The sequence below is a fragment of the Ruegeria sp. CDSC081 genome (genome assembly GCF_059610485.1).
Map to the genome: position 1 here is coordinate 270,675 of NZ_JBXWNS010000001.1, position 24,655 is coordinate 295,329.

26 protein-coding genes are annotated in these 24,655 nt (G+C 57.6%); 13 read left to right on the forward strand and 13 right to left on the reverse strand.

What is annotated here, in order from left to right; all coding sequences use genetic code 11:
- The first annotated feature begins 8 nt into the window (after positions 1-8).
- Positions 9-1,190: a cytochrome P450 gene (locus AC2FH9_RS01405; RefSeq protein WP_496870502.1), complete on the forward strand. Its 1,182-nt coding sequence runs from the start codon at positions 9-11 to the stop codon at positions 1,188-1,190.
- 3 nt (positions 1,191-1,193) lie between these two features.
- On the opposite strand, the gene AC2FH9_RS01410 is transcribed toward AC2FH9_RS01405, so the two are convergent.
- A complete protein-coding gene (locus AC2FH9_RS01410; protein ID WP_142634084.1) occupies positions 1,194-1,673 on the reverse strand; it encodes an Lrp/AsnC family transcriptional regulator in 480 nt (159 codons plus the stop codon).
- Between the two features lie 142 nt (positions 1,674-1,815).
- Between AC2FH9_RS01410 and cobA the strand changes: the two genes are divergently transcribed.
- From cobA to infC, 7 genes are all read left to right on the forward strand, one after another.
- The gene (cobA, locus tag AC2FH9_RS01415) at positions 1,816-2,592 is read left to right on the forward strand and encodes a uroporphyrinogen-III C-methyltransferase (protein ID WP_496749012.1); all 777 of its coding nucleotides are present in this window, start codon (positions 1,816-1,818) and stop codon (positions 2,590-2,592) included.
- Entirely contained in the window at positions 2,592-2,906 is a 315-nt protein-coding gene (locus AC2FH9_RS01420) for a DUF2849 domain-containing protein (protein ID WP_496749013.1), read from the forward strand. Before cobA ends, AC2FH9_RS01420 begins: the two co-directional genes overlap by 1 nt.
- A gap of 65 nt (positions 2,907-2,971) precedes the next feature.
- Positions 2,972-4,636 (forward strand): nitrite/sulfite reductase, encoded by a 1,665-nt coding sequence (locus tag AC2FH9_RS01425; RefSeq protein ID WP_496870505.1) that lies wholly within the window; start codon positions 2,972-2,974, stop codon positions 4,634-4,636.
- A complete protein-coding gene (locus AC2FH9_RS01430) occupies positions 4,626-5,387 on the forward strand; it encodes a phosphoadenylyl-sulfate reductase (protein ID WP_496749015.1) in 762 nt (253 codons plus the stop codon). The genes AC2FH9_RS01425 and AC2FH9_RS01430 overlap by 11 nt, the downstream gene beginning before the upstream one ends.
- Complete coding sequence (locus AC2FH9_RS01435; RefSeq protein WP_496695306.1) at positions 5,384-5,791, forward strand: DUF934 domain-containing protein; 408 nt, start codon at positions 5,384-5,386, stop codon at positions 5,789-5,791. The genes AC2FH9_RS01430 and AC2FH9_RS01435 overlap by 4 nt, the downstream gene beginning before the upstream one ends.
- A 109-nt stretch (positions 5,792-5,900) precedes the next feature.
- On the forward strand, positions 5,901-6,734 hold the full coding sequence (locus AC2FH9_RS01440) for a ferredoxin--NADP reductase (RefSeq protein ID WP_496695304.1): 834 nt from the start codon (positions 5,901-5,903) through the stop codon (positions 6,732-6,734).
- 123 nt (positions 6,735-6,857) lie between these two features.
- Positions 6,858-7,439 carry a translation initiation factor IF-3 gene (gene infC / locus AC2FH9_RS01445; protein ID WP_246097134.1) on the forward strand — a complete coding sequence of 194 codons (582 nt, stop codon included), beginning with the start codon at positions 6,858-6,860 and terminating at the stop codon, positions 7,437-7,439.
- Between the two features lie 48 nt (positions 7,440-7,487).
- Here the strand turns inward: infC and AC2FH9_RS01450 are convergent, their stop codons facing one another.
- From AC2FH9_RS01450 to AC2FH9_RS01460, 3 genes are all read right to left on the reverse strand, one after another.
- On the reverse strand, positions 7,488-7,880 hold the full coding sequence (locus AC2FH9_RS01450) for a hypothetical protein (protein ID WP_496870507.1): 393 nt from the start codon (positions 7,878-7,880) through the stop codon (positions 7,488-7,490).
- Between the two features lie 70 nt (positions 7,881-7,950).
- Entirely contained in the window at positions 7,951-9,267 is a 1,317-nt protein-coding gene (locus tag AC2FH9_RS01455) for an aspartate aminotransferase family protein (RefSeq protein ID WP_496870509.1), read from the reverse strand.
- On the reverse strand, positions 9,264-10,031 hold the full coding sequence (locus AC2FH9_RS01460) for a beta-keto acid cleavage family enzyme (RefSeq protein WP_496749018.1): 768 nt from the start codon (positions 10,029-10,031) through the stop codon (positions 9,264-9,266). Before AC2FH9_RS01460 ends, AC2FH9_RS01455 begins: the two co-directional genes overlap by 4 nt.
- 83 nt (positions 10,032-10,114) lie before the next feature.
- Between AC2FH9_RS01460 and AC2FH9_RS01465 the strand changes: the two genes are divergently transcribed.
- The gene (locus AC2FH9_RS01465; protein WP_496870512.1) at positions 10,115-11,014 is read left to right on the forward strand and encodes a MurR/RpiR family transcriptional regulator; all 900 of its coding nucleotides are present in this window, start codon (positions 10,115-10,117) and stop codon (positions 11,012-11,014) included.
- A 52-nt stretch (positions 11,015-11,066) separates the two neighbouring features.
- Here the strand turns inward: AC2FH9_RS01465 and AC2FH9_RS01470 are convergent, their stop codons facing one another.
- The 5 genes from AC2FH9_RS01470 to AC2FH9_RS01490 form a co-directional block, all read right to left on the reverse strand.
- The gene (locus tag AC2FH9_RS01470; protein ID WP_142634105.1) at positions 11,067-11,858 is read right to left on the reverse strand and encodes an FAD binding domain-containing protein; all 792 of its coding nucleotides are present in this window, start codon (positions 11,856-11,858) and stop codon (positions 11,067-11,069) included.
- Positions 11,859-11,952: 94 nt separating this feature from the next.
- A complete protein-coding gene (locus AC2FH9_RS01475; protein WP_281994691.1) occupies positions 11,953-14,313 on the reverse strand; it encodes a xanthine dehydrogenase family protein molybdopterin-binding subunit in 2,361 nt (786 codons plus the stop codon).
- A gap of 54 nt (positions 14,314-14,367) precedes the next feature.
- The gene (locus AC2FH9_RS01480) at positions 14,368-14,853 is read right to left on the reverse strand and encodes a (2Fe-2S)-binding protein (RefSeq protein WP_142634109.1); all 486 of its coding nucleotides are present in this window, start codon (positions 14,851-14,853) and stop codon (positions 14,368-14,370) included.
- A 147-nt stretch (positions 14,854-15,000) separates the two neighbouring features.
- Complete coding sequence (locus AC2FH9_RS01485; RefSeq protein ID WP_496870514.1) at positions 15,001-16,002, reverse strand: molybdopterin-binding protein; 1,002 nt, start codon at positions 16,000-16,002, stop codon at positions 15,001-15,003.
- Entirely contained in the window at positions 15,999-16,967 is a 969-nt protein-coding gene (locus AC2FH9_RS01490; protein ID WP_496870516.1) for an XdhC family protein, read from the reverse strand. The genes AC2FH9_RS01485 and AC2FH9_RS01490 overlap by 4 nt, the downstream gene beginning before the upstream one ends.
- Before the next feature lie 225 nt (positions 16,968-17,192).
- On the opposite strand from AC2FH9_RS01490, the gene AC2FH9_RS01495 reads away from it, so the two are divergent.
- Positions 17,193-17,693, forward strand: coding sequence for a hypothetical protein (locus AC2FH9_RS01495; protein ID WP_246097135.1), 501 nt, complete (start codon positions 17,193-17,195; stop codon positions 17,691-17,693).
- A gap of 3 nt (positions 17,694-17,696) precedes the next feature.
- Here the strand turns inward: AC2FH9_RS01495 and AC2FH9_RS01500 are convergent, their stop codons facing one another.
- Both AC2FH9_RS01500 and AC2FH9_RS01505 read right to left on the reverse strand, forming a co-directional pair.
- Positions 17,697-18,953, reverse strand: a complete 1,257-nt coding sequence (locus AC2FH9_RS01500; RefSeq protein ID WP_496785219.1) for a vWA domain-containing protein — start codon at positions 18,951-18,953, stop codon at positions 17,697-17,699.
- Positions 18,953-19,861, reverse strand: a complete 909-nt coding sequence (locus AC2FH9_RS01505) for an AAA family ATPase (RefSeq protein ID WP_271946832.1) — start codon at positions 19,859-19,861, stop codon at positions 18,953-18,955. The genes AC2FH9_RS01500 and AC2FH9_RS01505 overlap by 1 nt, the downstream gene beginning before the upstream one ends.
- Positions 19,862-20,022: 161 nt before the next feature.
- Here AC2FH9_RS01505 and pyrC point away from each other — a divergent pair, with 161 nt between their 5' ends.
- A complete protein-coding gene (pyrC, locus tag AC2FH9_RS01510; protein ID WP_142634119.1) occupies positions 20,023-21,060 on the forward strand; it encodes a dihydroorotase in 1,038 nt (345 codons plus the stop codon).
- Here the strand turns inward: pyrC and AC2FH9_RS01515 are convergent.
- On the reverse strand, positions 21,057-22,352 hold the full coding sequence (locus AC2FH9_RS01515; protein WP_496870518.1) for an MmgE/PrpD family protein: 1,296 nt from the start codon (positions 22,350-22,352) through the stop codon (positions 21,057-21,059). The two genes, pyrC and AC2FH9_RS01515, sit on opposite strands and share 4 nt — an antisense overlap.
- 38 nt (positions 22,353-22,390) lie before the next feature.
- Entirely contained in the window at positions 22,391-22,837 is a 447-nt protein-coding gene (locus AC2FH9_RS01520) for a type II toxin-antitoxin system RatA family toxin (RefSeq protein ID WP_142634123.1), read from the reverse strand.
- A gap of 72 nt (positions 22,838-22,909) precedes the next feature.
- Between AC2FH9_RS01520 and hpt the strand changes: the two genes are divergently transcribed.
- The gene (gene hpt / locus AC2FH9_RS01525) at positions 22,910-23,449 is read left to right on the forward strand and encodes a hypoxanthine phosphoribosyltransferase (protein ID WP_496695281.1); all 540 of its coding nucleotides are present in this window, start codon (positions 22,910-22,912) and stop codon (positions 23,447-23,449) included.
- A gap of 191 nt (positions 23,450-23,640) precedes the next feature.
- A complete protein-coding gene (locus AC2FH9_RS01530; protein ID WP_496870519.1) occupies positions 23,641-24,645 on the forward strand; it encodes an alpha/beta hydrolase in 1,005 nt (334 codons plus the stop codon).
- Positions 24,646-24,655: the final 10 nt, after the last annotated feature.

The window sequence follows — 24,655 nt, forward strand, 5'->3', positions numbered from 1 at the left end:
TGCCCGCCATGAAGACTTTGCATCAATCCCCTGTTGACCCGAATTTTGTCCAGAACCCTTATCCGTATTATGATGCGGCCCGCGCGCATGGCGACCTTGTGTATTGGGCCGACTACCGGATGCACGCTGCAGTATCGCACCGGGCGGTTCAGGCCTTGCTGAAGGACCGTCGTTTCGGTCGCGAAGTGCCGCCGGAAATGCAGCGTCCAGGTCCTGCGCATCTAGCCCCCTGGCTGATGGTCGAATCTCATTCGTTGTTAGAAGCAGAGCCGCCGCGCCACACCCGGCTTCGACGCCTGGTCATGCGCGCCTTTACGTCACGTGCCATTGCGGCACTGGAACCAACGATCCAAGACCTCAGCCACAAGCTGATCGACGCCTTTCCGGATGCGCCGTTCGATCTGCTGGACACCTATTGCACGCAAGTTCCGGTCGTTACGATCTGCCGCCTTCTAGGCGTTCCCGAAGAGATGTCGCCCGAGCTTTTGCGCTGGTCCCATGACATGGTGGCGATGTATCAGGCCAGCCGCACACGTGAGACCGAAGATGCGGCGGCGGCCTCGGCAAAAGAGTTCACCGACTTTCTCTCGTCTTACGTCGAAAAGCGCCGGTCTGACCCTCGGGATGACCTGATTACCCGGTTGATCGCCGCTGAAGAAGATGGTGAAAAACTGTCGCGTGACGAGTTGGTTGCAACTTGCATTCTGCTGTTGAATGCCGGTCATGAGGCCACGGTTCATTCTCTGGGAAATGGGCTTAGGACCGTATTGCGAAAAGGTGTAAAAGCCGATGCCTTTCAGCCTGAAACGATTGACGCCTCCGTCGAAGAAATCCTGCGCTTTGATCCCCCGCTGCATATGTTCACGCGCTATGCCTATGAAGAGATCGACCTGTTCGGGCACAGTTTTAAACGCGGTGACGAAGTCGCTTTGTTGCTTGGAGCCGCGAACCGTGATCCCCAAGTCTGGGCCGAACCTCATAAGTTCGATCCAACCCGCCCCATCCTGACCAACAGCAGCTTTGGCGCGGGTCTGCATTTCTGCGTCGGAGCACCGTTGGCCCGACTCGAAATGCGAATAGCGCTGGCGGCACTGTTCGAACGCTGTCCCAACCTAGCGCTCAGCGCGGAACCGGAATATTCCAACAGCTACCATTTTCACGGGCTAAAGCGGTTGATGGTTCAGGTCTGACCGCTAGTTCTCGATCAGGGCATTCAGCGGCAGCATGGTCGTCGACTTGATCTCTTCCATCGACAGCAGTGCCGTCACATTGTGGACGCGCACCTCGGAAATCAGAGTCTGATAGAACACGTCATAGGCGCGCGCGTTCTTAACCCGCACCTTGAGGATATAGTCGATATCCCCCGCCAGCCGGTGCGCCTCTTGCACTTCGGGGCGGTCCCGCAGGGCTTTGAGGAACTTTCGCTGCCAATCTGCCTCGTGTTCAGAGGTGCGGATCAGCACGAAGAACGTCGCCTCAAAACCAAGCGCCTCGGCATCCAATAATACCGTCTGCTGACCGATCACCCCGGCCCCTTTCAGCTTGCGGATGCGATTCCAGACAGGCGTCTTGGAACTGCCTACCCGGGCCGCTATTTCGTCCAGCGATTGGCTGGCGTCGCGCTGCAGCTCAACCAGAATTTTCCGATCCGTGTCATCAATCCGCACTGACATTCCAATTTCTTCCTCGTTTCGAAACTTTCGTATCGCTTGACCAACACAGCGAAACGCTTGTTCTTATTTATGCGCGCATATGGCGCAATACCGGGAATATTTCCTATATTGAGGGTCAAGTCAAACCAACCCGGACCGAAACATGCAAGTGACGCAAACATATCAGGACGCAGGCCATGTCGACTTTGTCGGCGCGGGCCCCGGTGATCCCGAATTGCTGACGCTCAAAGCCCTGCGCGCGTTCGAGCGCGCGGATGTGGTTCTGCATGACCGGCTGATCAGCGCCGAGGTGCTGGCCCTTGCCGGGCAAACGGCCGTTCTGGTCGATGTTGGTAAAGCCGGGTTTGGCCCCTCGTGGAAACAGGAAGACATCGACGCGCTGCTGGTAAAGCACGCCCTGAAGGGTCAACGGGTCGTGCGCCTGAAATCCGGTGACCCCACCGTATTTGGTCGTTTGGACGAAGAAATCGACGCTGTCGAAGCCGCTGGCATCTCGTGGCAGATTATCCCTGGCATCACCGCAGCCTCGGCCGCTGTTGCAGGCATCGGGCAAAGCCAGACGCGCCGCGGGCGCAATTCCTCGATCCGTTTCCTGACCGGGCACGACATCAAGGGCTTCGCCGATCACGATTGGAGCGCCCTGGCGCAGCCCGGTTCGGTGGCGGCGATCTATATGGGCAAAAAGTCTGCCCGGTTTATTCAGGGCCGCCTGATCATGCACGGCGCCGACCGAGCCACACCTGTGACGCTGATCGAAAACGCGTCGCGTCCCTATCAGCGCATATTGACCACGACGCTGGATCACATGCCCGCCGATCTGAACGCCTCGGACATGGACGGCCCCACCCTTACTTTTTACGGCCTTGCCCCCCGCCAGGCAGCCAAGGCCCTGACTGAATTCAAAAAGGAGCACGCCTGATGGCCCGCGCTTTTACCCCCAAAGTGGTAACCGCCAACGATCTTTTGGAAGGTGACGTCATCTATCTGACCGAGGACGACCGCTGGTCGCGTGAATTATCCGAGGCAGAGCTGATCACAGACGAAGCCCACGCACAGGTCCGTCTTCTGGATGCCGAACGCCAAGCAGGCAAGATTGTCGGTGCCTATCTGGCTGACGCCGTCGCCGGCGACAACGGCCCAGAGCCAACCCATTTTCGGGAAGACTTCCGCCGGACTGGTCCGTCCAACTATGCCCACGGCAAACAGGAAACTTCCCCGCAGCCCCGGGCCTGATCTCTGGCCCTCTCTCTCCCCTACAAAGGCCCCAGGTTCGGGGCTGCACTTAAGGACAGCTAATCATGTATCGCTACTCCGAGTTCGACACAGCATTTTTGGCAGAACGCAACAGACAGTTCCGCGCCCAGGTCGAGCGCCGCATTGACGGTTCGCTGACCGAGGATGAGTTCAAGCCGCTGCGGCTGATGAACGGCCTGTATCTGCAGCTGCACGCCTATATGCTGCGGGTCGCCATTCCCTACGGTACGCTGAACAGCGCGCAGATGCGCCAACTGGCCCTGCTGGCTGTAAAGTGGGACAAGGGCTACGGCCACTTCACCACGCGTCAGAATATCCAGTACAACTGGCCCAAGCTGCAGGACGTCCCGGATATGCTGGACGCGCTGGCCGAGGTTGGCATGCACGCCATCCAGACCAGCGGCAACACCATCCGCAACGTGACCGCCGACCATTTCGCCGGTGCCGCCGCGGATGAGGTCGCCGATCCGCGCCCCTATGCGGAACTGCTGCGCCAGTGGTCGACCGACCACCCGGAATTCCAGTTCATGCCGCGCAAATTCAAGATCGCCATCACCGGGTCCGAAAATGACCGCGCCGTGATCAAGGCGCATGATATCGGTCTGCAACTGGTCGAGCGTGACGGCGTTCTGGGTGCCCGTGTCATCGTCGGTGGCGGTCTGGGCCGTACGCCCATGATCGGTAAAGAGCTGTCTGACTTCGTCGCCTTCGACGACCTGCTGGCCTACCTTGAGGCCACCGTGTCCGTGTGGAACCAGATCGGTCGCCGTGACAACAAGTACAAGGCGCGCATCAAGATCACCGTGCATGAACACGGCATCGACGCCATCCGCGCCAAGGTGAACGAGCGTTTCCTGCAGGCCCGCCCGCAGTTCAAAGGCGCGGATATGAACCTGCTGGAAGAGATCAAGGGCCACTTCGCTGCACCTACCTTCCGCGAAGCGTCGGTTGCGTCGTTTGAAGGCGCCTACACCAATGATCCGATCTTCCGCTCGTGGGTGGATACAAACATTGCGCCGCACAAGAATGCGGACCACGCGATTGTGACAATCTCGATCAAGAAACACGGCGCGACGCCGGGTGATGCAACTGCCGAGCAGATGCGCGTGATGGCCGATCTGGCCGAAGAGTTCGCCTATGACGAGCTGCGCATCAGCCATGAGCAGAACGTGATCCTGCCGCATGTCCACAAATCGGACCTGCCCGCGATCCACGCAAAGCTGAAGGAATACGAGCTGGCGACCGCCAATATCGGCCTGATCAGCGATATCATCGCTTGCCCCGGCATGGACTATTGCGCGCTGGCAACGGCGCGTTCGATCCCGGTTGCTCAGGAAATTGCGACCCGGTTTGAAGACCTCAAACTGGAGCATGATATAGGCCACCTGAAGATCAAGATCTCGGGCTGCATCAACGCCTGTGGTCACCACCATGTCGGCCATATCGGCATTCTTGGTCTGGATCGTGCAGGCGTCGAAAACTACCAGATCACTCTGGGTGGTGACGGCACGGAAAACGCCGCAATCGGCGATCGTACGGGTCCTGGCTTTGCCTATGATGAGATCGTTCCGGCCGTTGAGCGCATAGTCGAAACCTATCTGGAGCAGCGTGAGGGCACCGAAGAAACCTTCCTCGAGACCTATCGCCGTGTCGGAATGGCTCCGTTCAAGGCGGCCCTCTACCCCGAGGCGCGAGCGAATGCCGCTTGATCTGATCCAGACTGAACTGGGCCGGGATAGACGTGAACTGACCGAACGGGTCAGTGAGTTGAACGCCCGGTTCCGCCACCACAGCGCGCATGACGTGATGCACGGAGCAATGGAAGAGATCGATGATCTCGCTCTGGTCTCAAGTTTCGGTGCGGAATCGGTGGTGTTGCTGCATATGGCGGCCGTGGTCGACAAGATGACCCCGGTGCTGTTCATCGACACGCAGATGCTGTTCACCGAAACGCTGGAGTATCAGCAGGAGGTGAGCGAGCGGTTGGGGTTGCTAAACGTCAAGATCATCCGCGCGGATGACGAGGATGTTCAACGCGACGACCCCTATGGCGCGCTGCGTCTGCGGGACATGGATGCGTGCTGCAACCTGCGCAAGACCTTCCCGCTGCAACAGGCATTGTTGGGATATGATGGCTGGATCACCGGGCGCAAACGGTTTCAGGCCGGGTCCCGCGCCACGCTTGATTTCTTTGAGGTCGAGGACGGCACAGGCCGGATCAAGGTCAACCCGCTGGCCCATTGGGCGCCCGAAGATGTGCGCGCCTATATGGAAGAGAACAACTTGCCCAGGCACCCGCTGGTGGCCAAAGGATACCCTTCGATCGGCTGTGCGCCCTGTACTTCGCCGGTCAAACAGGGCGAAGACCCCCGCGCCGGACGGTGGCGCGATCAGAACAAGGAAGAATGCGGCATTCATTTTGTAGATGGCAAGATGATGCGCGCCGGAGAGAACACATGAACGTTATCGTAACCGATGAGGGGTTCGCCCCCGATGATTGGACTGATGGCTATGTCACGCTGGAAGACGCGGCCAATGATGTGGTCGCGCTGGATGTCAGCTCAGACACGGATCCCGATGAGCTTGCCGAACGGCTGGGCTGCGCCAAGATGGTGCGTGTCGATTTCCCGTCCTTTGCGGATGGGCGCGGCTTTACCATCGCGCGGACCCTGCGCCTGAAAGGCTATACCGGTCGCTTGCGCGCCAAAGGTCATGTCCTTGCCGACCAGTATGCCATGGCGCGGCGCAGCGGCTTTGATGAGGTCGAGATTGAAGACACTCTGGCCGATCGTCAGCCCGAAGATCAATGGGTGGCTCGCGCCAACTGGCAGGACAACAACTATCAGGCCCGCCTGCGCGGCTAAAATCGCCTTTCGCAGCCTCAAATAGGAACGTAGGGGCAAAAGCCCCCTTTTCCTGACTTGGATCAAAGATTAAACGGAGATGTCGGTTTACTCCACCGGCAGTGAAACGATGACAGAGATGAAACCCGTGACCGAAGCAACCGCCGTGAAGGCCCCCGTTCTGCCGGACGCCCAGACTGTGACAGACGTCAAGCATTGGACTGACAGCCTGTTCTCATTCAAAGTGTCGCGCCCCGCGTCCTTGCGGTTCCGCTCGGGCGAGTTTGTGATGATCGGCCTGTTGGGTGACAACGGCAAACCCTTGCTGCGCGCCTATTCCATCGCCTCGCCGTCCTGGGATGAAGAGCTTGAGTTCTATTCGATCAAGGTACAGGACGGCCCGCTGACTTCGAAACTTCAGCACATCAAACCAGGCGATCAGATCATCCTGCGGCCCAAGCCGGTTGGCACGCTGGTCCATGACGCCCTGCTGCCCGGTAAGCGCCTGTGGTTCTTTGCCACCGGCACCGGCTTTGCACCCTTCGCCTCACTGCTGCGCGAACCGCAGACCTATGAGGATTATGACGAGATCATCATCACTCATACCTGCCGCGAAGTGGCCGAGCTGGAATATGGCCGTCAGCTGATCGAAGACATTCGCCAGGACGAAATGCTGGCTGAGCTGATGGGCGAAGGTTTTGCGGACAAGATTCGTTACTACCCGACCACCACACGCGAACAGAGCCCCAAGATGGGCCGCATTACAGAGCTGTTGAAAGACGGCACAGTATTTGCTGATCTGGCGATTGAGGGCGGCATCCAGCCGGATACGGACCGCGCGATGGTTTGCGGATCATTGGCTTTCAACCTGGATATCAAAAAAATCCTCGAGGATTTCGGACTGCGCGAAGGCGCAAATTCCGACCCCAAGGAATTCGTCATTGAAAAGGCCTTTGTTGGCTAATCCGGTTTGCCGGTCTGATATGCGACATCAGATCGGCAAAAACGCGGGAATATCATGGGAAATTCACGCTGGTGGTCACTTATGCCGCTTGAAACGTCCCGCAGCCCAGTCTAAATTCCGGGCTTGAAATTCTGCAATCATCAAAGGAATGAACCCATAGCTCGCAGACCTCACAACGCGCCGCCTCAGAGAGACACCGGCCCGCGCGTCAATGATAAGATCCGTGCCCCCGAAATTCGCCTTATCGGCGCCGAAGGTGAAAATGTCGGGGTGGTTCATCCCGCCAAAGCCATGCAACTCGCGGACGAAGCCGGCCTGGATCTGGTCGAGATTTCGCCGAATGCAAACCCTCCGGTTTGCAAAATCATGGACTTTGGTAAATTCAAATACGAAACGCAGAAACGCGAGGCCGAAGCGCGCAAAAAGCAAAAAGTCATTGAGGTGAAAGAGGTCAAGTTCCGGCCCAACACCGATACTCATGACTATGAAGTCAAAATGCGCAACGTGTTCAAATTCCTTGAAAACGGCGACAAGGTAAAAGTGACTCTGCGCTTCCGTGGTCGTGAGATGGCACACCAGAATCTGGGCCGTGAGCTGCTGGAACGTGTTGCCGTGGACACCAAGGAAATCGGCAAGGTCGAGAACATGCCCAAGATGGAAGGCCGTCAGATGATTATGATGATCGGCCCGCTGCCGCAGAAGTAAGCCCTGCGACAACTGAGTTATTCGAAACCCCCTCGGATTGAGGGGGTTTTATTTTGCGCTTCGGCTTTTGAACCAGACCCTTGTGTCATTCACATCAAATGCCAGCGAAATCAGGTCAATAACCAGTAGAAACACCAGAAATTTCGCATATCCGGTCGCCAGTTCAGCTTCGCTTGCAAATGCTGCAATCACGACGAAAACCATTGGCACCCAACATATTAGATGCGGAAATGCCATCGCTTTGCTCATCCCTCGGGTCGCCAGCATGATCGGAAGATTCAATGCCATCCCACCGATTGCGAGTGCTGCGATTAGAATACCATTTGGCTGATCCAGATACGCCAGAGGTGCCAGATTGGTCGGGATGAGCAGCACCACCAACCAGATCTGTACCCAGGCGGGCAAGTCCCGAAAACTCTTCCAGATGTCGACAATCATCATCGCTCCTTCAGGAATTGACCTTTTGTCGATACCCTATTGAGTAAAAAGAGAAGGTCAGATCAAAAGAGCGTCAGATCGCGGCTTTGAGTGCAACCCCCAGCTTTTCAACCAATTCCTCAATCTGTGCGTCTTCGATAATGAAAGGCGGCGCCAACAGAATATGGTCGCCACTTCGACCATCGCGCGTGCCAGACATGGGGTAACAGATCAGACCAGCGTTCAACGCCGCCTTCTTGATCTTGCCCGCGAAACCAAGTGAGGGATCAAACGGTGTTTTTCCGGCCCGATCCGAGACCAGCTCGATACCGCGGAACAGCCCGCGGCCCCGAATATCGCCGACATTAGGGTGCTCGCTGAACGCAGTTTCCAGCGCAGATTGCAGTCTATGCCCCATAAACTCGGCGCGCTGGGGCAGTTGTTGGCTCGTCAATTCCTTCAGCACCGCCAATGCCGCCGCAGTTGCCACCGGATGGCCGACATAGGTATGCCCGTGCTGGAAAAACCCTGACCCATTTTGGATCGCCTTATATATCCCGCTCGTACACAACATTGCGCCGATGGGTTGATAACCCGCCCCCAAACCCTTGGCGATGCACAGAATATCCGGGGCAATTCCATCGTGATCGCAGGCAAACAAATGCCCGGTGCGCCCCATTCCGCACATGACCTCATCCAGGATCAGCAAAACGCCATATTGATCACAGATTTCACGTATGCGCCTAAAATACCCTTCGACCGCCGGGACCGCCCCCAGCGTTGCCCCCACGACTGGCTCGGCCATAAACGCCATGACGGTTTCAGGGCCAAGACGCAAAATTTCGGCCTCCAACTCGTTGGCCACCCGTTGACCATAGGCATGGCTGCTCTCACCATCTTGCTTTTCGGCATATTCATAGCAGGGCGCGATATGGGTCATTTCGATCAGCATCGGTGCAAATTGCGCACGGCGCCAGGCATTTCCCCCCGCTGACAAGGCCCCCAAAGTGTTTCCATGATAGCTTTGGCGGCGCGCGATGACGTGGCGGCGCTCGGGCTGACCGATCTCAAGAAAATACTGCCGCGCCAGTTTGATGGCGGCCTCTGTTGCTTCGGACCCTCCGGATACGAAATAAACGCGATCCAAATCCCCGGGCGCATGATCAATCAGAAGGTCCGCAAGGGCTTCGGCAGGTTCGGACGTCATAAACCCGGTATGCGCAAAGGCGATCTTTTCAACCTGGCTTTGAACCGCCTCGATCACCGCCCGGTTTGAGTGGCCAAGACAGGACACAGCAGCATCACCGCAATCCAGATACCGCTTACCGTCAGCATCGATCAGATAGCAGCCTTCGCCGCCAACCGCGACTGGCAGCTGAGATTTCGTATGGCGTGGGAAAACGTGGCTCATGATCTATCCTCTTTCAATCTGGCAACAAGGGCCGCGACTGAGGCGGCGTTATTTTCCCAAGTGTCTCCGTTCCGATCTGCGATGCTGTTTTCAAATCCGACCCGGACATCACCGCCCAAGGACGCCGCATGTACCAGACAGTCATGCTCTTGTTTTCCAAAGGCACAGATCATCCAGGGCGAATCCCCGTCCGGAAACGCATCCAGATCCGAGGGCTTTGATTCCTGATCAGTCCGATAGCGCCCCAGAACAAGCAAACGGTCGGATTGCTGTTCGCGCACAACACCACGCTTTTGCCACCGTGTTAATAGGGCCGCATCTTCAGCGTCGTAAAGAATATGCTGAACCCGCGTCCCCTGATCCGCGCAAAGACCATAGATCCGGTCAGCCAGATCGTTATCGCGCGCGATTTCGCGGACCGAGATCGACGCCCAAGCCGGTCTAACCTTCCTCAGACATTCGAACTGGCTGCTTACATCAAAAATCCCTGCCGCCTCGGTTGTGATCTGGATGTCCAGGGCCGGAACCCTCCGCCGAAGTTCGGCAAGTGTTTCCAGATACTGTCCCGCGTCCAAAGAGTGACGGCCTTCTGTGTCCCGAATGTGCAGATGAAGACCGGCCGCACCGGCCTCATGGCATGCTCTGGCCGCTTCAAGAATTTGCACGGTTGTGACAGGCAGGGCTGGGTGATCTGCCGCACCTCGGCGCGCACCATTGGGCGCTGCCAGAATATAGGGTTCCGATTTCGACCGATGCTGTGACATTCGCTGCCCCCGTTTGCATGTTGCCGCATCTATGTAAGCAGCGTATGTTTTACATCTTCTACTTTCATAACATATGTTTTTTCATGACCGAGACCCAACACCAGCTGACAGATCATCTGAGGAAAAACATCGACCAGATGCCACCCCGGCTTCAGGCGGCAGCCAAATACATCATAGATCATCCGGCGGATTTTGGCCTCGACCCGATACGAGTCACTGCCGACAAGATCGGTGTCAGCGCAAATGTCCTTGTCCGACTGGCCCAGCATATGGGTTTTGGCGGGTTTCAGGCCTTTCGCGCACCGTTCCGGCAAAACCTGGCGACGGATACCGAAGAATTCCTTGGCGCGTCCTGGCAAACCCACATGCAAGCGGACGGCGCCCATGGTCAGCTTCAGGCTAGGCTTGCCCGCAACGAACAGAATGTCGTCGTCAGGTCCCTGCGATTGATGAGGCCCGAGACAGCGCATCTAGCCGTTGACCATATCCTCAGGTCCCGCCGTTGCTTCGTGACCGCCACCCGCGCCAGTTACGCGCTGGCCTATTACTTTTCCTATACCGGGCGCATGGCGCATCCGGGTATTCAGCTGATCCCCCGCCACATCGGCTCAGCCACGGATGATCTGCTGGATGCGGATGACAAGGACTGTCTGCTGGCAATCACGGTCAGCCCCTATTCGGCAGAAACGATTAAATCAATACGGTTCGCCCAAGAAAAGGGGCTTCGGGTCATCCTGATCTCGGACAGCGAAGTTATTGCGCCGGGTGTCGAGCCGGATGTCGCCTTTACCGTCAGCACAAGGTCACAACATCACACCTCAAGCTTTACTGGGGTCATGGCCGTGCTCGAATGCCTCATCGGCCATTTATTTGACGCAGGCGGCGAAACCGCAGCCCACCGCGTCGAGGCCTATCAAAAGGCGCGCGAAGATACCGGGGCCTATTGGCAGCCAAACAAGCTTCCGAAAATTCGCCGAAAATAGAAAAAGCCCCGAGGGACACACCCCGGGGCTTTGCGACTAAAAGCCGATTTAATTACATGCAGGCCAGCACAGCCCGCTTGGTCATCACACTGACCAGATGCGCGCGATACGCTTTGCTGCCATGAAGATCGCCGATCATGTTGGCCGGGTTGATGTTCAGCCCCATCAACGCGTCCGGTCGGAATTCAGTATTCAGCGCCTGTTCTGCTTCGGACCAGCGGAACACCCCATCCTCGCTGGCGCCTGTGACCGCCACACGCACACCATCGGCGAACCGGGCCAGATAGACGCCCACCAACGCAAAGCGCGAGGCTGGCTGCAAGAACTTCTGATAGCTCGCGGCCTGTGGCACCGGAAAGCGGATGGATGTGATGATCTCACCCTCATCCAGTGCGGTCGAGAACATGCCATCAAAAAACGCATCTGCCGCAATCTGACGGGCGTTGGTCACGATCGTGGCCCCGGATCCGAGCACACCCGCCGGGTAACAGGCCGCCGGATCGTTATTCGCAACCGAGCCGCCAATCGTGCCGCGGTTGCGCACCGCCGGATCACCGATCTGACCGGCTAATGCGGCCAGCGCCGGGTATGATCCCGCTGCCTCTTGCGCAACAACTGCATGCGGCGTTGCGCCACCGATAGAAACCGACCCGTCATCCCCAACACAGACTCCCTGCATTTCGGGAATTCCGCTGAGCGAGACGAGTGCCGATGGCGCCGCCAATCGTTGTTTCAGCGTCGGGATCAGGGTTTGCCCACCACCCAACGCCTGCGCATCCTCAGCCCCTAAAGCGGCAACCGCGTCGGCTATGGTCGAGGGTTTCTCAAATTCGAAATTGTACATTTCGTCTTCCTTTCCGAAAGGCGCTGATCCGCCCTTCATCTGGCTATAAATATCTCGGGGAGCGCGAGGGGTTGACCCCTCGCACCCCAACCTCTCACCCGTGCATCGCGGTCCAGACACGCGATGGACTCACCGGCATATCGATATGATCGATGGCTTTGCCGCCTGAATTCAACGCATCCAGCACCGCGTTGACCACCGCAGGTGGTGAACCGATTGCCCCGGCCTCACCACAGCCCTTCACACCCAACGGGTTATGCGTACAGGGCGTCTGGCTCGAGTGGTCCACCGCATAGAACGGCACATCATCGGCACGCGGCATCGCATAGTCCATGAAGGATGCGCTCAGCAGCTGACCGTTTTCGTCATAGGCACAGTTTTCAAGCAATGCCTGACCGATGCCCTGACCGATGCCGCCATGCACCTGACCATCCACGATCATCGGGTTGACGATATTGCCAAAGTCATCAGCGGCAGTGAAGGCTTCGATGGTGACCCGGCCGGTTTCGGGGTCAACCTCGACCTCACAGGCATAGGCGCCAGCCGGGAAGGTAAAGTTGGCCGGGTCATAAAAGGCGGTCTCCTCCAGCCCGGGCTCGACCTCCAGCGGAAAGTTATGCGGCACATAGGCCGTCAGGGTGACATCACCCCAGGCCACCGACTTGTCGGTCCCTGCCACACTGAACTGACCGTCCTTCAGCTCGATATCAGCCTCGGACGCCTCCAACAGATGCGCCGCGATCTTCTTGGCCTTGTCGATCACCTTCTCGGTTGCCTTGACCATCGCCGATCCACAGACCGCCAAAGACCGCGAGCCATAGGTGCCCATGCCAAACGGAATCTTCGAAGTGTCGCCATGCACGATCTCGATCATCGACTCGTCGATACCGATCATGTCCGCCACAACCTGCGGGAAAGCCGTTTCATGCCCCTGCCCGTGGCTATGGGCACCTACCATGACGCTGATCGAGCCGGTGGCATTCACCCGCACAGTCGCCGCATCATACAGACCCGCACGGGCCCCCAGCATGCCAACGATGTTCGACGGCGCGATGCCGCAAGCCTCGATATAACAGTTGACGCCCAGACCCCGCAGCTTGCCCTTGGCCTCGCTTTCAGCGCGACGCGCGGCAAAGCCTGCCAGATCAGCAGCGGCCTCAAGCTTGTCCATCGTCCCATTATAATCACCTGTGTCATAGGTCAGCGCCACCGGTGTGTCATAGGGGAACTGGGTGATGAAGTTCTGCCGTCGAAGGGCGATCGGATCGACACCCAGTTCACGCGCTGCCTTGTCCACGACCCGCTCCAACTGGAACGTCGCCTCAGGACGGCCCGCGCCGCGATAGGCATCCACCGGGACCGTATTGGTGAACATCGCCTTGACGTTGACCTGAATGACCGGCGTCTTGTAGTTGCCCGCCATCAGCGTCCCGTGCAGCCATGTCGGTACCGAGCTGGAGAAGGTCGACAGATACGCACCCATATTTGCATAGGTGTTGGTGCGCAGACCGATAAAGTTATTGTCCGCATCCAGCGCCAGTTCGATCTGTCCGACATGGTCGCGCCCATGCGCGTCTGACATGAACGCCTCGGACCGGCTCGAGGTCCATTTGACCGGACGGTTACAAGCCTTGGCGGCGAAGGTGCAGAATGCCTCTTCGGCATAGTGGAAGATCTTGGTGCCAAAGCCGCCACCCACATCCGGCGCGACCACGCGAACCTTGTGTTCGGGCAGGCCCAGAACAAAGGCACACATCAACAGGCGGATCACATGCGGGTTCTGCGACGTGGTATAAAGCGTGTATTCTTCGGTGCCGCGGCTGTACTCGCCCACCGCCACACGCGGCTCCATCGGATTGGCAACCAGACGGTTGTTCACAAGATCCAGCGTGGTGACATGGGCCGCATTGGCAAAGACCTCATTGACCTTGGCATCATCGGTTTCGCCCAGCTGCCAATCATAGCAGATGTTGTTTTTCAGATCGTCATGGACCAGCGTCGCGCCCTCTTGCGCGGCGGCCTTCATGTCGATCACGGCGGGCAGCTCCTCGATATCAAGCTCGATCGCCTCAGCCGCGTCGCGGGCCTGTTCCAGGCTGTCGGCAACCACAGCCGCAATCGGATCGCCCACATGGCGCACTTTGCCCTGTGCCAAAATGGGATGCGGAGGTTCCTGCATCGGTGCGCCGTGCTTGTCGGTCACTTCCCAGCCACAGGGCATGCCGCCCACGCCTTCAAAATCCTTGCCGGTAAACACTTTGACCACGCCCGGCATGGCCTCGGCAGACGAAGTGTCGATACTGTTGATCCGGCCATGCGCGATGTCGGACCGCAGAAAATGCACATAGGCCTGGCCATGCACGTTGATATCGTCGGTGTAATTGCCTGCTCCGGTTAAAAAGCGCACGTCCTCGCGCCGTTTGGAACTGGCTCCGATGCCACTGTCTTTGGGCATTGCTTGTTCTCCTCCCTGAAAAAGAATTTTCGTCGAAAATTCTTTACGTCGGTATTACTCGGCAGCGATGCCGCTTACGTCCTGGCCCGATGCGGCCATGATCGCTTTGACAATGTTGTGATAGCCTGTGCAGCGGCACAGGTTGCCTTCCAGATACTTTCGAATCTCGGCTTCGCTCGGGCGCGGGTTCTCTTTCAGCAAGGCGGCGGCGCTCATCACCATGCCCGGCGTACAAAACCCGCATTGCAACCCGTGATGATCCTGAAACGCCTGCTGAATCACGTTCAAAGACCCATCCTCAGCGGCCTGGCCCTCAATCGTGGCGACCTCGGACCCGTCCGCTTCCAGCGCAAGCATGTTGCACGACTTCACCGCCGCGCCATTCACATGGACAACACACGCCCCACATTGCGCCGTGTCACATCCAACATGCGTTCCGGTCAGCGACAGATGATCACGTAAAAATCCAGACAACAACGTCCGACCCTCGACCTCACCGCTAACAGACCTCCCGTTCACGGTCATGGTGACCTGTGTCATAAGTTCCTCCCATGTCATATTTTTCTCTGTCGAGTTAAACACGGGACTTATTGTTTGAGAACAAAAATTTCGCAGGGCGCCGTTTAGGACAGATCACAATGCCGAACAAAGCGGCCCGATCTGGGTCTTAAATTGATGTCAAACGCCTTACCGCTTGATAGATGCGCGTGGCTGTGGCCGGGTCGGGATTTCCTTGAGCAATCCACCGACCCCCATGCCTGCAATATGCGCCGCTGTCGTTTCAATCCCGCAAGCCACGCGCGACAAAACCCAATCCGCACCGTTCAGTGCAGGAGAGCGCGCACACCCCGGCAAACCGATTACAGGTCTGGCGTCCAGCAGACCGGTGAACAACAGGTTGCCCGGATCTACTGGCATTCCAAACCGATCCACCTGACCGCCTGCAACACGAACAGCCTGCGGCGCAACATCATGCGCATCCGAAGTTGCTGAGCCCGTCAAAATCAGGACAATATCCCCTTTGACGCCCGTCAATGCAGCAGACAGCGCCTGAATCTCATGTGGCACCACCCGAATGTCATCCAAACCCATACCCAGGGCTTCGACACGCCCTCGGATTGCGGCAATACCCTTGTCGTTCGAAACACCTCCGGGGATGTCTGTGACGATCAGGCCAGCACTGCGAAACACCGGGCCAGACAGGCGCACCGCCCCTTGTGCCAGCGCCGAGGCACGCACCACATCTTCGCCGGGAACGGCATAAGAAATGACTTTGATCGTCGCCACCATCCCGCCTGATCCCATCTGTTGATATTGGGGAACTGTGGCCACGGTAATCATTGGGTTAACCAAGTTGAACGCTTCCAGCGCCTGTACGTCCAGAACAGCGACTCCGGGGCCTCTCGCCAAGAGGTTAACGCGCCCTGTGAACGGCTCGGTGACGCGCAATCCCACGGTTGTCGGGTCCGGGGCCAAAGCCTCTGCCAACATCCGGGCAGCGTCGTTTTCGTGACAATCACCGGGTTCCAGCTGCGCAACAGTGACCGAGGTCAACCCGGCGGCGGCCATTTCATCCAGATGAGTTTGCGTGAGCAAAAGGCCCTTACGCAGCTTTGTGTCTTGGGCTTTCACTGAATGCGCCAGAATTGCACCAGCGGCCTCGCGCAAAGGAACCGAGCCAAACTTCATGCTTTGCCCCGCAACACCGCAGTCATTTCGGCCAATATGGAAACCGCAATTTCCGCAGGATCGTCGGCACCGATATCCAAGCCTACGGGACCGTGAATCTGTGAAATCTGCCCTTCAGTAAATCCGGCTTCTTTCATCCGGGTGACGCGTTTCGCATGCGTTCGATTTGACCCCAGCGCCCCAATATAGAACACACCGGCTCTCAGGGCGGCCTCTAACGCGGGATCATCCAGTTTTGGATCATGGGTCAGCAAAACAACAGCCGTTCGCGCATCCATTCCAAGCTTTGCAACGGCCTCATCCGGCCAATCCGTCAGCACGGTTTCCTGAGGGAATCTTGCGGCGGTTGCAAAGGCGTCTCGCGGATCCACAATCGCGGGGTCATAGCCGGCAATCCGCGCCATCGGGACCAGAGCCTGTGCAATATGAACGGCCCCGACCACTATCAACCGCAAGGGCGGATTGTGGACCGAAACAAATGTCTTCGCATCCTCTTCGAAACCGGACCGGTCCATGCGCATGCGTTCGGGATAACGATCGCGCTGCAATGCACGATGGCCGGATTCGATATTCACCTCATAAGCCACAGGCTCGCGCTGCGCGCGTGCAGCGACCAGATCGCGTAACATGCTTTCAGGAAGGACGGATCCAATAGGTTCGACCAGTACCCGAATTGTTCCGCCACAGGCCAGCCCGACCGCAAAAGCATCTTCGTCACTGACCCCGAATTCAAGTAGGCGCGCTTCACCCTCTTCGATCGCTTCCAACGCCTCGACGACAACCGCACCTTCGACACAACCACCCGATACTGACCCCTCAAAGCGGCCATCACCTGCTATCACAAGCTGAGCGCCAACACGTCTGGGGGCACTGCCCCAAGTCTGAACAACCGTAGCCAGCGCAACTGGCTTTCCCGTTTCATACCAATCCAGAGCAGTCTCGGGGCTGTTGTCGAATCTGTCCATATCGCCCTCCTGGCGTTTCCCGCACCAACATAGGCAGGTTTGGCAGGATGAAAAGTAAACCATCAGGCTAACTCATGGGCCTTGAAAGAAATTCCAAATGCTATGCAAAGCCCCGCGGGTTTCAGCCGAACATCCCAAGCATTGATTGCCAGCCCTCCCGATTCTGACCTAAACGCGGATCATGCGCAGCTGTGACGCAGATTATTTTCAAAAGGAGACAGAGACTTGAAACACATTATTACACTCGGATCAGTATTGGGAATGCTAGCGGCGACAGTGGCCAGCGCAGATACCTTCCTGCGCTATGGCGAAGTGGACGGATGGAAAATCTTCATCGACGAAGACAAGAAATCCTGCCTGATCGAAGCTGTCGATGACGCGGAAAACGTGGTTCAAATGGGCCTGACCGAAGACCGCGGCGTGGGATATGTTGGCGTATTCACCAAAGCTGAAACCAACATCAAGCGTGGCGAAACCGAGGCTGTGGCGATCCTGCTGGGCGAAAACCTGTATCTTGGAGAAGCCACCGGCATGAAGGGCAACATCACCAAAGGCTATTCGGGTGGCTATGTGCTGTCGGATGACCCCAAGTTTGCCGAAGACCTTGCCAAACAGAAAGTTATGGTTGTGTTCCCCGAAAAGGAATTCGCCTTCACCGTCGATCTGACCGGCACGTACAAAGCGATGGAAATGGCGCGTAAGTGCAACGAAGAACAGCTTGGTTGAGACCTACTTCGAAAGCGCGGCCATCAACCGCGCTTTCTCACCCATGTCATCCGGTTTTGAGATGACTTTGGCCAGATCTTCCAGCGACGCAATGGAATGACCGGCCCGAAAGCTGTCAACATGGGGAAGCATCGCCGCCACCCCCTGCGCTTTTGGCGCAAAGCCATCCCATCGCAACAAAGGGTTCAGCCAGATCAAACGGCGGGCTGACAGATGCAGGCGCTGGATTTCTTTTCCAAGCACCTCGGGTTCGCCCCGATCCAGACCATCCGTAATCAACAACACCACCGCACCCTGCCCCAGAACCCGACGCGACCAGTCACGGTTAAAAGCGTGCAGGCATTCCCCGATCCGCGTGCCACCCTCCCAATCTTGCGCCTCGGCCCCTGCCGCCGACAGGGCAGCATCCACATCGCGTTGGCGCAGGTGCCGGGTGATATTCGTCAACCTCGTGCCGAAGGTAAACGCATGAACCTTGGCCCACCCCGCGCCTTTGAAGTTTGAAACCGCATGCAGGAAATGCAGGATGATACGAGAGTACTGGCTCATAGATCCTGAGATATCGCAGAGAACGACAAGGTTCGGCCACCGTTGTTTCGGCTTCAAATACGCGATATCCCGCAGTTCACCACCCTGCCGCATGGATGCGCGCAGCGTGCGGGCGCGGTCGATCCGATGCCCAAGGTGGCTGGCTTGGCCTCGGCGCGACTCGATTGGTTTTACCGGCAATTTCAGCTGTGCCAGAATGCGCTTGGCCAAGGCAATTTCTTCGGTGCTCATTTGCTCAAAGTCTAGATTGCGCAACCGTTCTTCCGAGGACGCGGTCCGCGACGCATCTATCTCCAGCTCAGTTTCTTCCTCGATGTCAGAGCTGTCAGGCAAGTCCCGTTCAACGCCGTCCAGCAGAGCCTCGGCCGCGCGTTTCTCTGCAGCTTCGGCCTTGCGCTCTTCCTGGACGCCGCGGATCGCTGGCAACATCATCGACATCATATGCTCCATGTACCGCGGATCGCGCCAATACATGCGAAAGATCTGTGCAAAGACCGCCCGATGCTCGGGTCGGGTCACGAAACAAGCGTGCAACGTCCAGTAAAAGTCGCGCTTCTCCGAGAAGCCCGCAACCTGAACCGCCCGGATCGCATCCACGACCCGCCCGGTGCCGATGGGCAACCCGGCCTTGCGCAAAGCCCGCGCGAAATGAGTGATGTTCTGCGCCAGTTTTGGGTTGTCGGGGATGTCGAGAGGGAGCTGTTCAGCCATCAGGCAGGTTCCAGCGACGCCTTGGCTTCATCCAGAATACGTTTCGCCTCGGACCCTTGCAGTTGCTGGATATCGTCCTGATATTTCAGGATCGCCCCCAGCGTGTCGCCGATCACTTCGGGGCTAAGGTTGATGACGTCCAGCGCCAGCAGGCATTTGGCCCAGTCGATGGTCTCGGCCACTCCTGGTTTCTTGAACAGATCCTCTGTGCGCAGGTGTTGGACAAAGGCGACGACCTCTCGGCTTAGCGCCTCGGCGACCTCGGGGGCGCGGGCGTTCAGAATTTCAATTTCACGGTCAAAATCCGGGTAATCGACCCAATGGTACAGGCAACGGCGTTTCAGGGCGTCATGCACTTCTCGCGTTCGGTTCGATGTAACGATGACAATCGGTGGCTCCGGCGCTTTGACAGTTCCCAATTCGGGGATGGTGACCTGAAAATCGCTGAGCGCTTCCAGCAGGAAGGCCTCGAACGGTTCATCCGTGCGGTCAAGTTCGTCAATCAACAGGACGGGTGCCCCGTTTTCATCCGGGCGCATGGCCTGCAGCAACGGACGCTCGATCAGGTAGTCGTCAGAAAACAATTCGGTCTGCAACGAACCCCGGTCAGCGCCGCCCGAGGCTTCGGCAGTTCGGATCGCCACCATTTGCGCCGGGAAATTCCATTCGTAAACCGCCGAGGATGCGTCCAACCCCTCATAACATTGCAGGCGGATCAGACGGCGGTTCAGACCAGCGGCCAGTGCTTTAGCGATTTCGGTTTTTCCGACACCAGCCTCACCCTCAAGAAACAGTGGACGGCCCAGTTTCAATGACAAAAACACCACTGTCGCCAAGGCTCGACCGCATACGTAACCCTGTGAGCCCAGCATCTGCTGCACGGTATCAATGGAATCTTGCTGCGTCATGGAACCCTCTTTCTTTCGTTGCTTAACAGGTCATGCAAGCGCAGGGGCGTCAAGGCCCCGGCCCCGCCACCCAGACGCCATCGCCGCATATAGGTGAAGTTTTTGCACCAGATCCTCACGGTTTGGTTGGTCTTTGGCCGAGGCTGTGCTAGCGGGTGCGCATGACTGATACGCTGACCATTCGCCGCCCCGATGACTGGCATCTGCATTTGCGCGATGGCGCCATGTTGCAGGCCGTTCTGCCCGAAACCGCACGCCATTTTGCCCGAGCGATCATTATGCCAAACCTCGTTCCGCCAGTTGTGCGCGGCGATCAGGCCGCCGCATATCGCGACCGCATTCTGGCCGCCCTGCCCGAAGGCATGCCGTTCGAGCCGCTGATGACCTTGTACCTGACCGAAGACACCGACGCCGAGGATGTCGCCGCAGCCCATGCAAGTGGGCTGATCAAGGCCGTAAAGCTGTATCCCGCAGGCGCAACCACCAATTCCGCCTCGGGCGTGCGTGATTTCGACAAGGTCCGCCCGGTGCTTGAGAGAATGGCTGAGATCGGTCTGCCGATGTGTGTCCATGGCGAGGTGACGGATGCCGAGGTCGACATTTTCGACCGCGAAGAGGTTTTTATCGATACGATACTTGATCCACTGCGCCAGGCGACTCCTGGTTTGCGGGTCGTGATGGAACACATCACGACGGCTCAGGGTGCGATTTATGCGCAATCCGGTGGAGATGATCTTGCTGCAACAATCACGGCCCATCACCTGATCATCAACCGCAATCACATCCTGGTGGGCGGGATCAAACCGCATTACTACTGCCTGCCCGTGGCCAAGCGCGAGACCCATCGCCAGGCTTTGATGAGCGCCGCAACTTCTGGGATGTCTTGCTACTTCCTTGGCACCGACAGCGCGCCACACACAGATGCAAACAAGGAAATGGCCTGTGGCTGTGCGGGATGCTTCACCGCCACAAACACCATGTCCCTTGTGGCCGAGATGTTTGACAAAGCCAGTGCGCTGGACAAGCTGGAAGGGTTCACATCATTGAACGGACCTGCGTTTTATGGCCTGCCGGTGAATAAAGAAACCATCACCCTTACCAAGGGCGACCCCGTTGAATATCCCGACAAGATCGAAACTGACGACGGCCCGGTAACAGTATTCGAACCCGGGTTCCCCTTGCACTGGCGCGTCGTCTAACGCGCCAGCATTTTCGCCAGATCACGGGTGCGGCCACCGGTACGCAGCATCGACCAGATCGCGTCTGCGTCCTCGGCACCGATCAGCTTGGCCGCCTTGCTTCTGACCCTATCTTCCCGGTCGGCCAATGTCATAGGGCCAAGCAAATCGTGGCTGGCCTGTTTTCGTGCCCCATCGCGGCGCAGCAAAGACAGATCCGCTTGAGTTTCAGACAGCGTCTCATCGGCTTCGACCGAAATCCGGTCCCGCAGCGATTGCAGGCGCCTATCCGCACATACCTTATCCGAAAAACTGTCTGGCAAGGCTGTGTCATATCCCAGCGCTTGCATAGCAATTACCGTCCGGTAGGAAAACTTGGCCCCCAACCCGGTGGTCGGAGAGGTTTGATTACACACTGTCATCCAACGTGGGTGGGTCTTGATCCTGATCTCGGCTACTTCGGGCTCTGCAATATCCAGGTCACGTGCGGCCTCTAATGCGGCGTGCAACCCATGACAGCAGGCATGAAACTTATGGCTTACATCTTTGAACAGCCACGTCTCTCCAATTCCATCCAGAGCAGCGGCCTGTTCGGACTGACCCATATGAGTTGCACCAAAACCATAGGGCCCCTCAAGCGCATCCGAGTTGGGTTCAAACCCCTTGGACACCAACAGCGCAGCCTCAACCCCTGCAGCGGCAGCTAGCCCGGCATTATAGGGCTTTCCCATCGTGCCGAAATGAGCTTTCAGCCCTGCGGCGCGGGTGGCCGCCAGACCAAGAACCCGGCGCATCTTTTCCGTATTGAACCGCAGCACCCGGCCAGCGGCGACCGCCGCACCAAAGGCACCTGACGTCGCGGTCTGATGGAACCCGCCCTGGTAATGCGCACGCCCCAGCCAAAGCCCTACGCGGATCGAAACCTCCATCCCGACAAGAGCGGCCTCAAGGACATCGACAAGAATCCGGTCGTCCCAATCACAAAGGGCAAAGGCCGCAGGCATAACCGCGACCGAAGGGTGCCCGATATGCGCAAAATGCGTGTCATCATAATCCAAAGCGTGGGAAATGGTTCCGTTAACCAAACCAGCTGCCCTGACGGGAGCCAGCCGCCCGCCAAATAGATGGGCCTGCGGGTTGCCCCCTTCATCCAGAACCAGCGCGCGCACGGTCTGAGATACGGGTTCGCTAACACCGACGCGGCCAACAGCTACCCAATCCAGCGCAGACAGAGAGGTTACGAGACGGGCCTCTGACGAGGTCGCAACAGGCCCCGAGGCAAAATCGGCCAATGCTGTGGTAAAATCAGTCATGTGGCGCAGTCTAGCAAGCGCCGCTTTCGGGTAAAGACTTAGCTGTACAATTCCTCTGCCCGGCCCTCGAACGCCCTCACGATCCTGTGCATCGCCTCATTGAAGACCACTCCGATGATACCCTGAAGAATGGCATTCTTGAATTCGAAATCAACATGGAACGAAACGTTGCACCCGCCTTCTGCCGCGTCCTCGAAATGCCAGTCCGACTTCATGTATTTGAAGGGCCCATCCAGATATTCCGTGTCGATCCGGCGTTGTTCGGCAAACAGGGTAACCCGGCTGCCAAAGCGTTCGCGGAACACTTTGAACGAAATGATCAGGTCAGCTTCCATCACCTGTGCCTCTCCTGCTGCATATGAGCGTCGGATACGTGCAGCCGCACACCAGGGCAAAAACTCGGGATACTTTGCTACATCGGCAACCAGATCGTACATCTGTTGCGCAGTGTAAGGCAGGTGTCGCGTTTCCGAATGTATAGGCATGGCGTCCGGTTTTTGCAGGTGACAATGGCGCGTCATGTCGTATGTTGCGCGCCAAAGATCAAGGGGGCAGTGATGAGCCAGCGCGGATATGTGATTGATGAGATGATCTCGGCAAAGGCCATTGCCGCCAGGATCGAAGAACTTTGCCGCGAAATCACTGCCGAATTCGACGGAACCGACAAGCTGGTTGTTGTCGGCCTGCTGCGTGGTAGCTTTGTCTTTATCGCCGATCTGGTGCGCGAATTGGACTTGCCCATTGAAGTGGATTTCCTTGAGGCGTCATCCTACGGGGATGCGATGGAAAGCAGCCGGGAAGTCCGCATTCTAAAAGACCTGCGCGGCGCTATTGAGGGTCGCGACGTTCTGGTAGTCGAGGATATCGTCGACACCGGGCACACGCTGAACCATGTTACTCATCTGCTGCAAAGCCGCGATCCTGGAAAACTTCGCTCGATCGCACTATTGGACAAGCCCAGCCGGCGCGAAGTCGATTTCCGTTCGGACTGGATCGGGTTTGAAATTCCTGATGAGTTTGTCGTCGGCTATGGCATCGACTATGCACAGCGCAACCGCAACCTGCCTTTCATTGGCAAGGTCAGGTTCACCGAATAACCGCGGGTTGCCAGTCGCCGATTCCCAGAAATTCACAGATGCAGCACAGGACCCGTTCAAGGGCAACCAGTCAGTGGTGCCAGGTTTCTCTGTTTCTTTTGGTTGACTGAAAGCCGGAAAACTGCGCCTTTTCAAAACCTAATCCAATGTTCGGATGGCATCAGAAAAGAGGGCTCGAATTGAAAAACGCAATGCTCAGGACTGCCTCGCGCGCCATTTGTCGCCTGCCCGCGCCTGTCCTTCGCGTGCTGGGCGGCCCTCCGATCCAGAAAGATGGTCAGACCCTGGACCCCTTGATCAGCTACATCGTCAAGAATTTTTCGGACCCGCCCGGCGTTATCCCTCCGATCCAACAAAAGCGCTTGGATTACGACATCAAGGCCCATTGGCTGGCCTTTCCACTCAGCCCGGATGTGCCTATCACCAAACATGTCTTTAGTGGCCCAAACGGGCCCATAAATTGTGAAACCCATCGGCCCAATGGACTGCCCGAGAAAGCGCCTGTATTCGTTTTCTACCACGGCGGCGGATATGCGATGGGATCGCTCACGACGCATCGTGAGGTCTGCAACCGGATTGCATTCGAGGTCAACTGCGTCGTACTGGCCGTCGACTATCGCCTTTCGCCCGAGCATCAGTTCCCTGTCGGAATCATCGACTGTCTGGCCGCCTATGACGGGGTCGTTTCAGAAGCCGCCGAATTGGGATTCGACCCCGACCGGATTTCGATCGGAGGCGACAGTGCCGGGGGCAATATTGCGGCTGTTGTCGCTCAGCAGCGCAAGACCGCCGACCATCCGCCCAGGTTCCAGATGCTTTGGGTGCCTTGGGTCGATATGAGCAAACAGACGCGCTCCTATGAGCTGTTCGACCTTGGGTTCCTCCTCGAAAAGCCCGAGATGGAATGGTATACAGAACATTACCTTCGCACCGAAGCAGACGCTCTGGATCCCCTGGCCTCGCCTTTGCTTGGGGACGTTGAAGGAGTCTGCCCCGCAGCGCTGATGGTCGCCGGTTTTGACCCCCTGCGCGACGAAGGTCTCGCCTATGGCGAAAAACTGAAAGAATCGGGCGTCAGGACGGACGTCCGGCTGAAAAAGAACCTGACCCACCCCTTTATTCACTTTGCCAAACACATCCCCGCCGCACGGGCCGCACATGATGAAGTGGTGCAGATCCTGCGCGAAAACATCTGACTGTCATGCA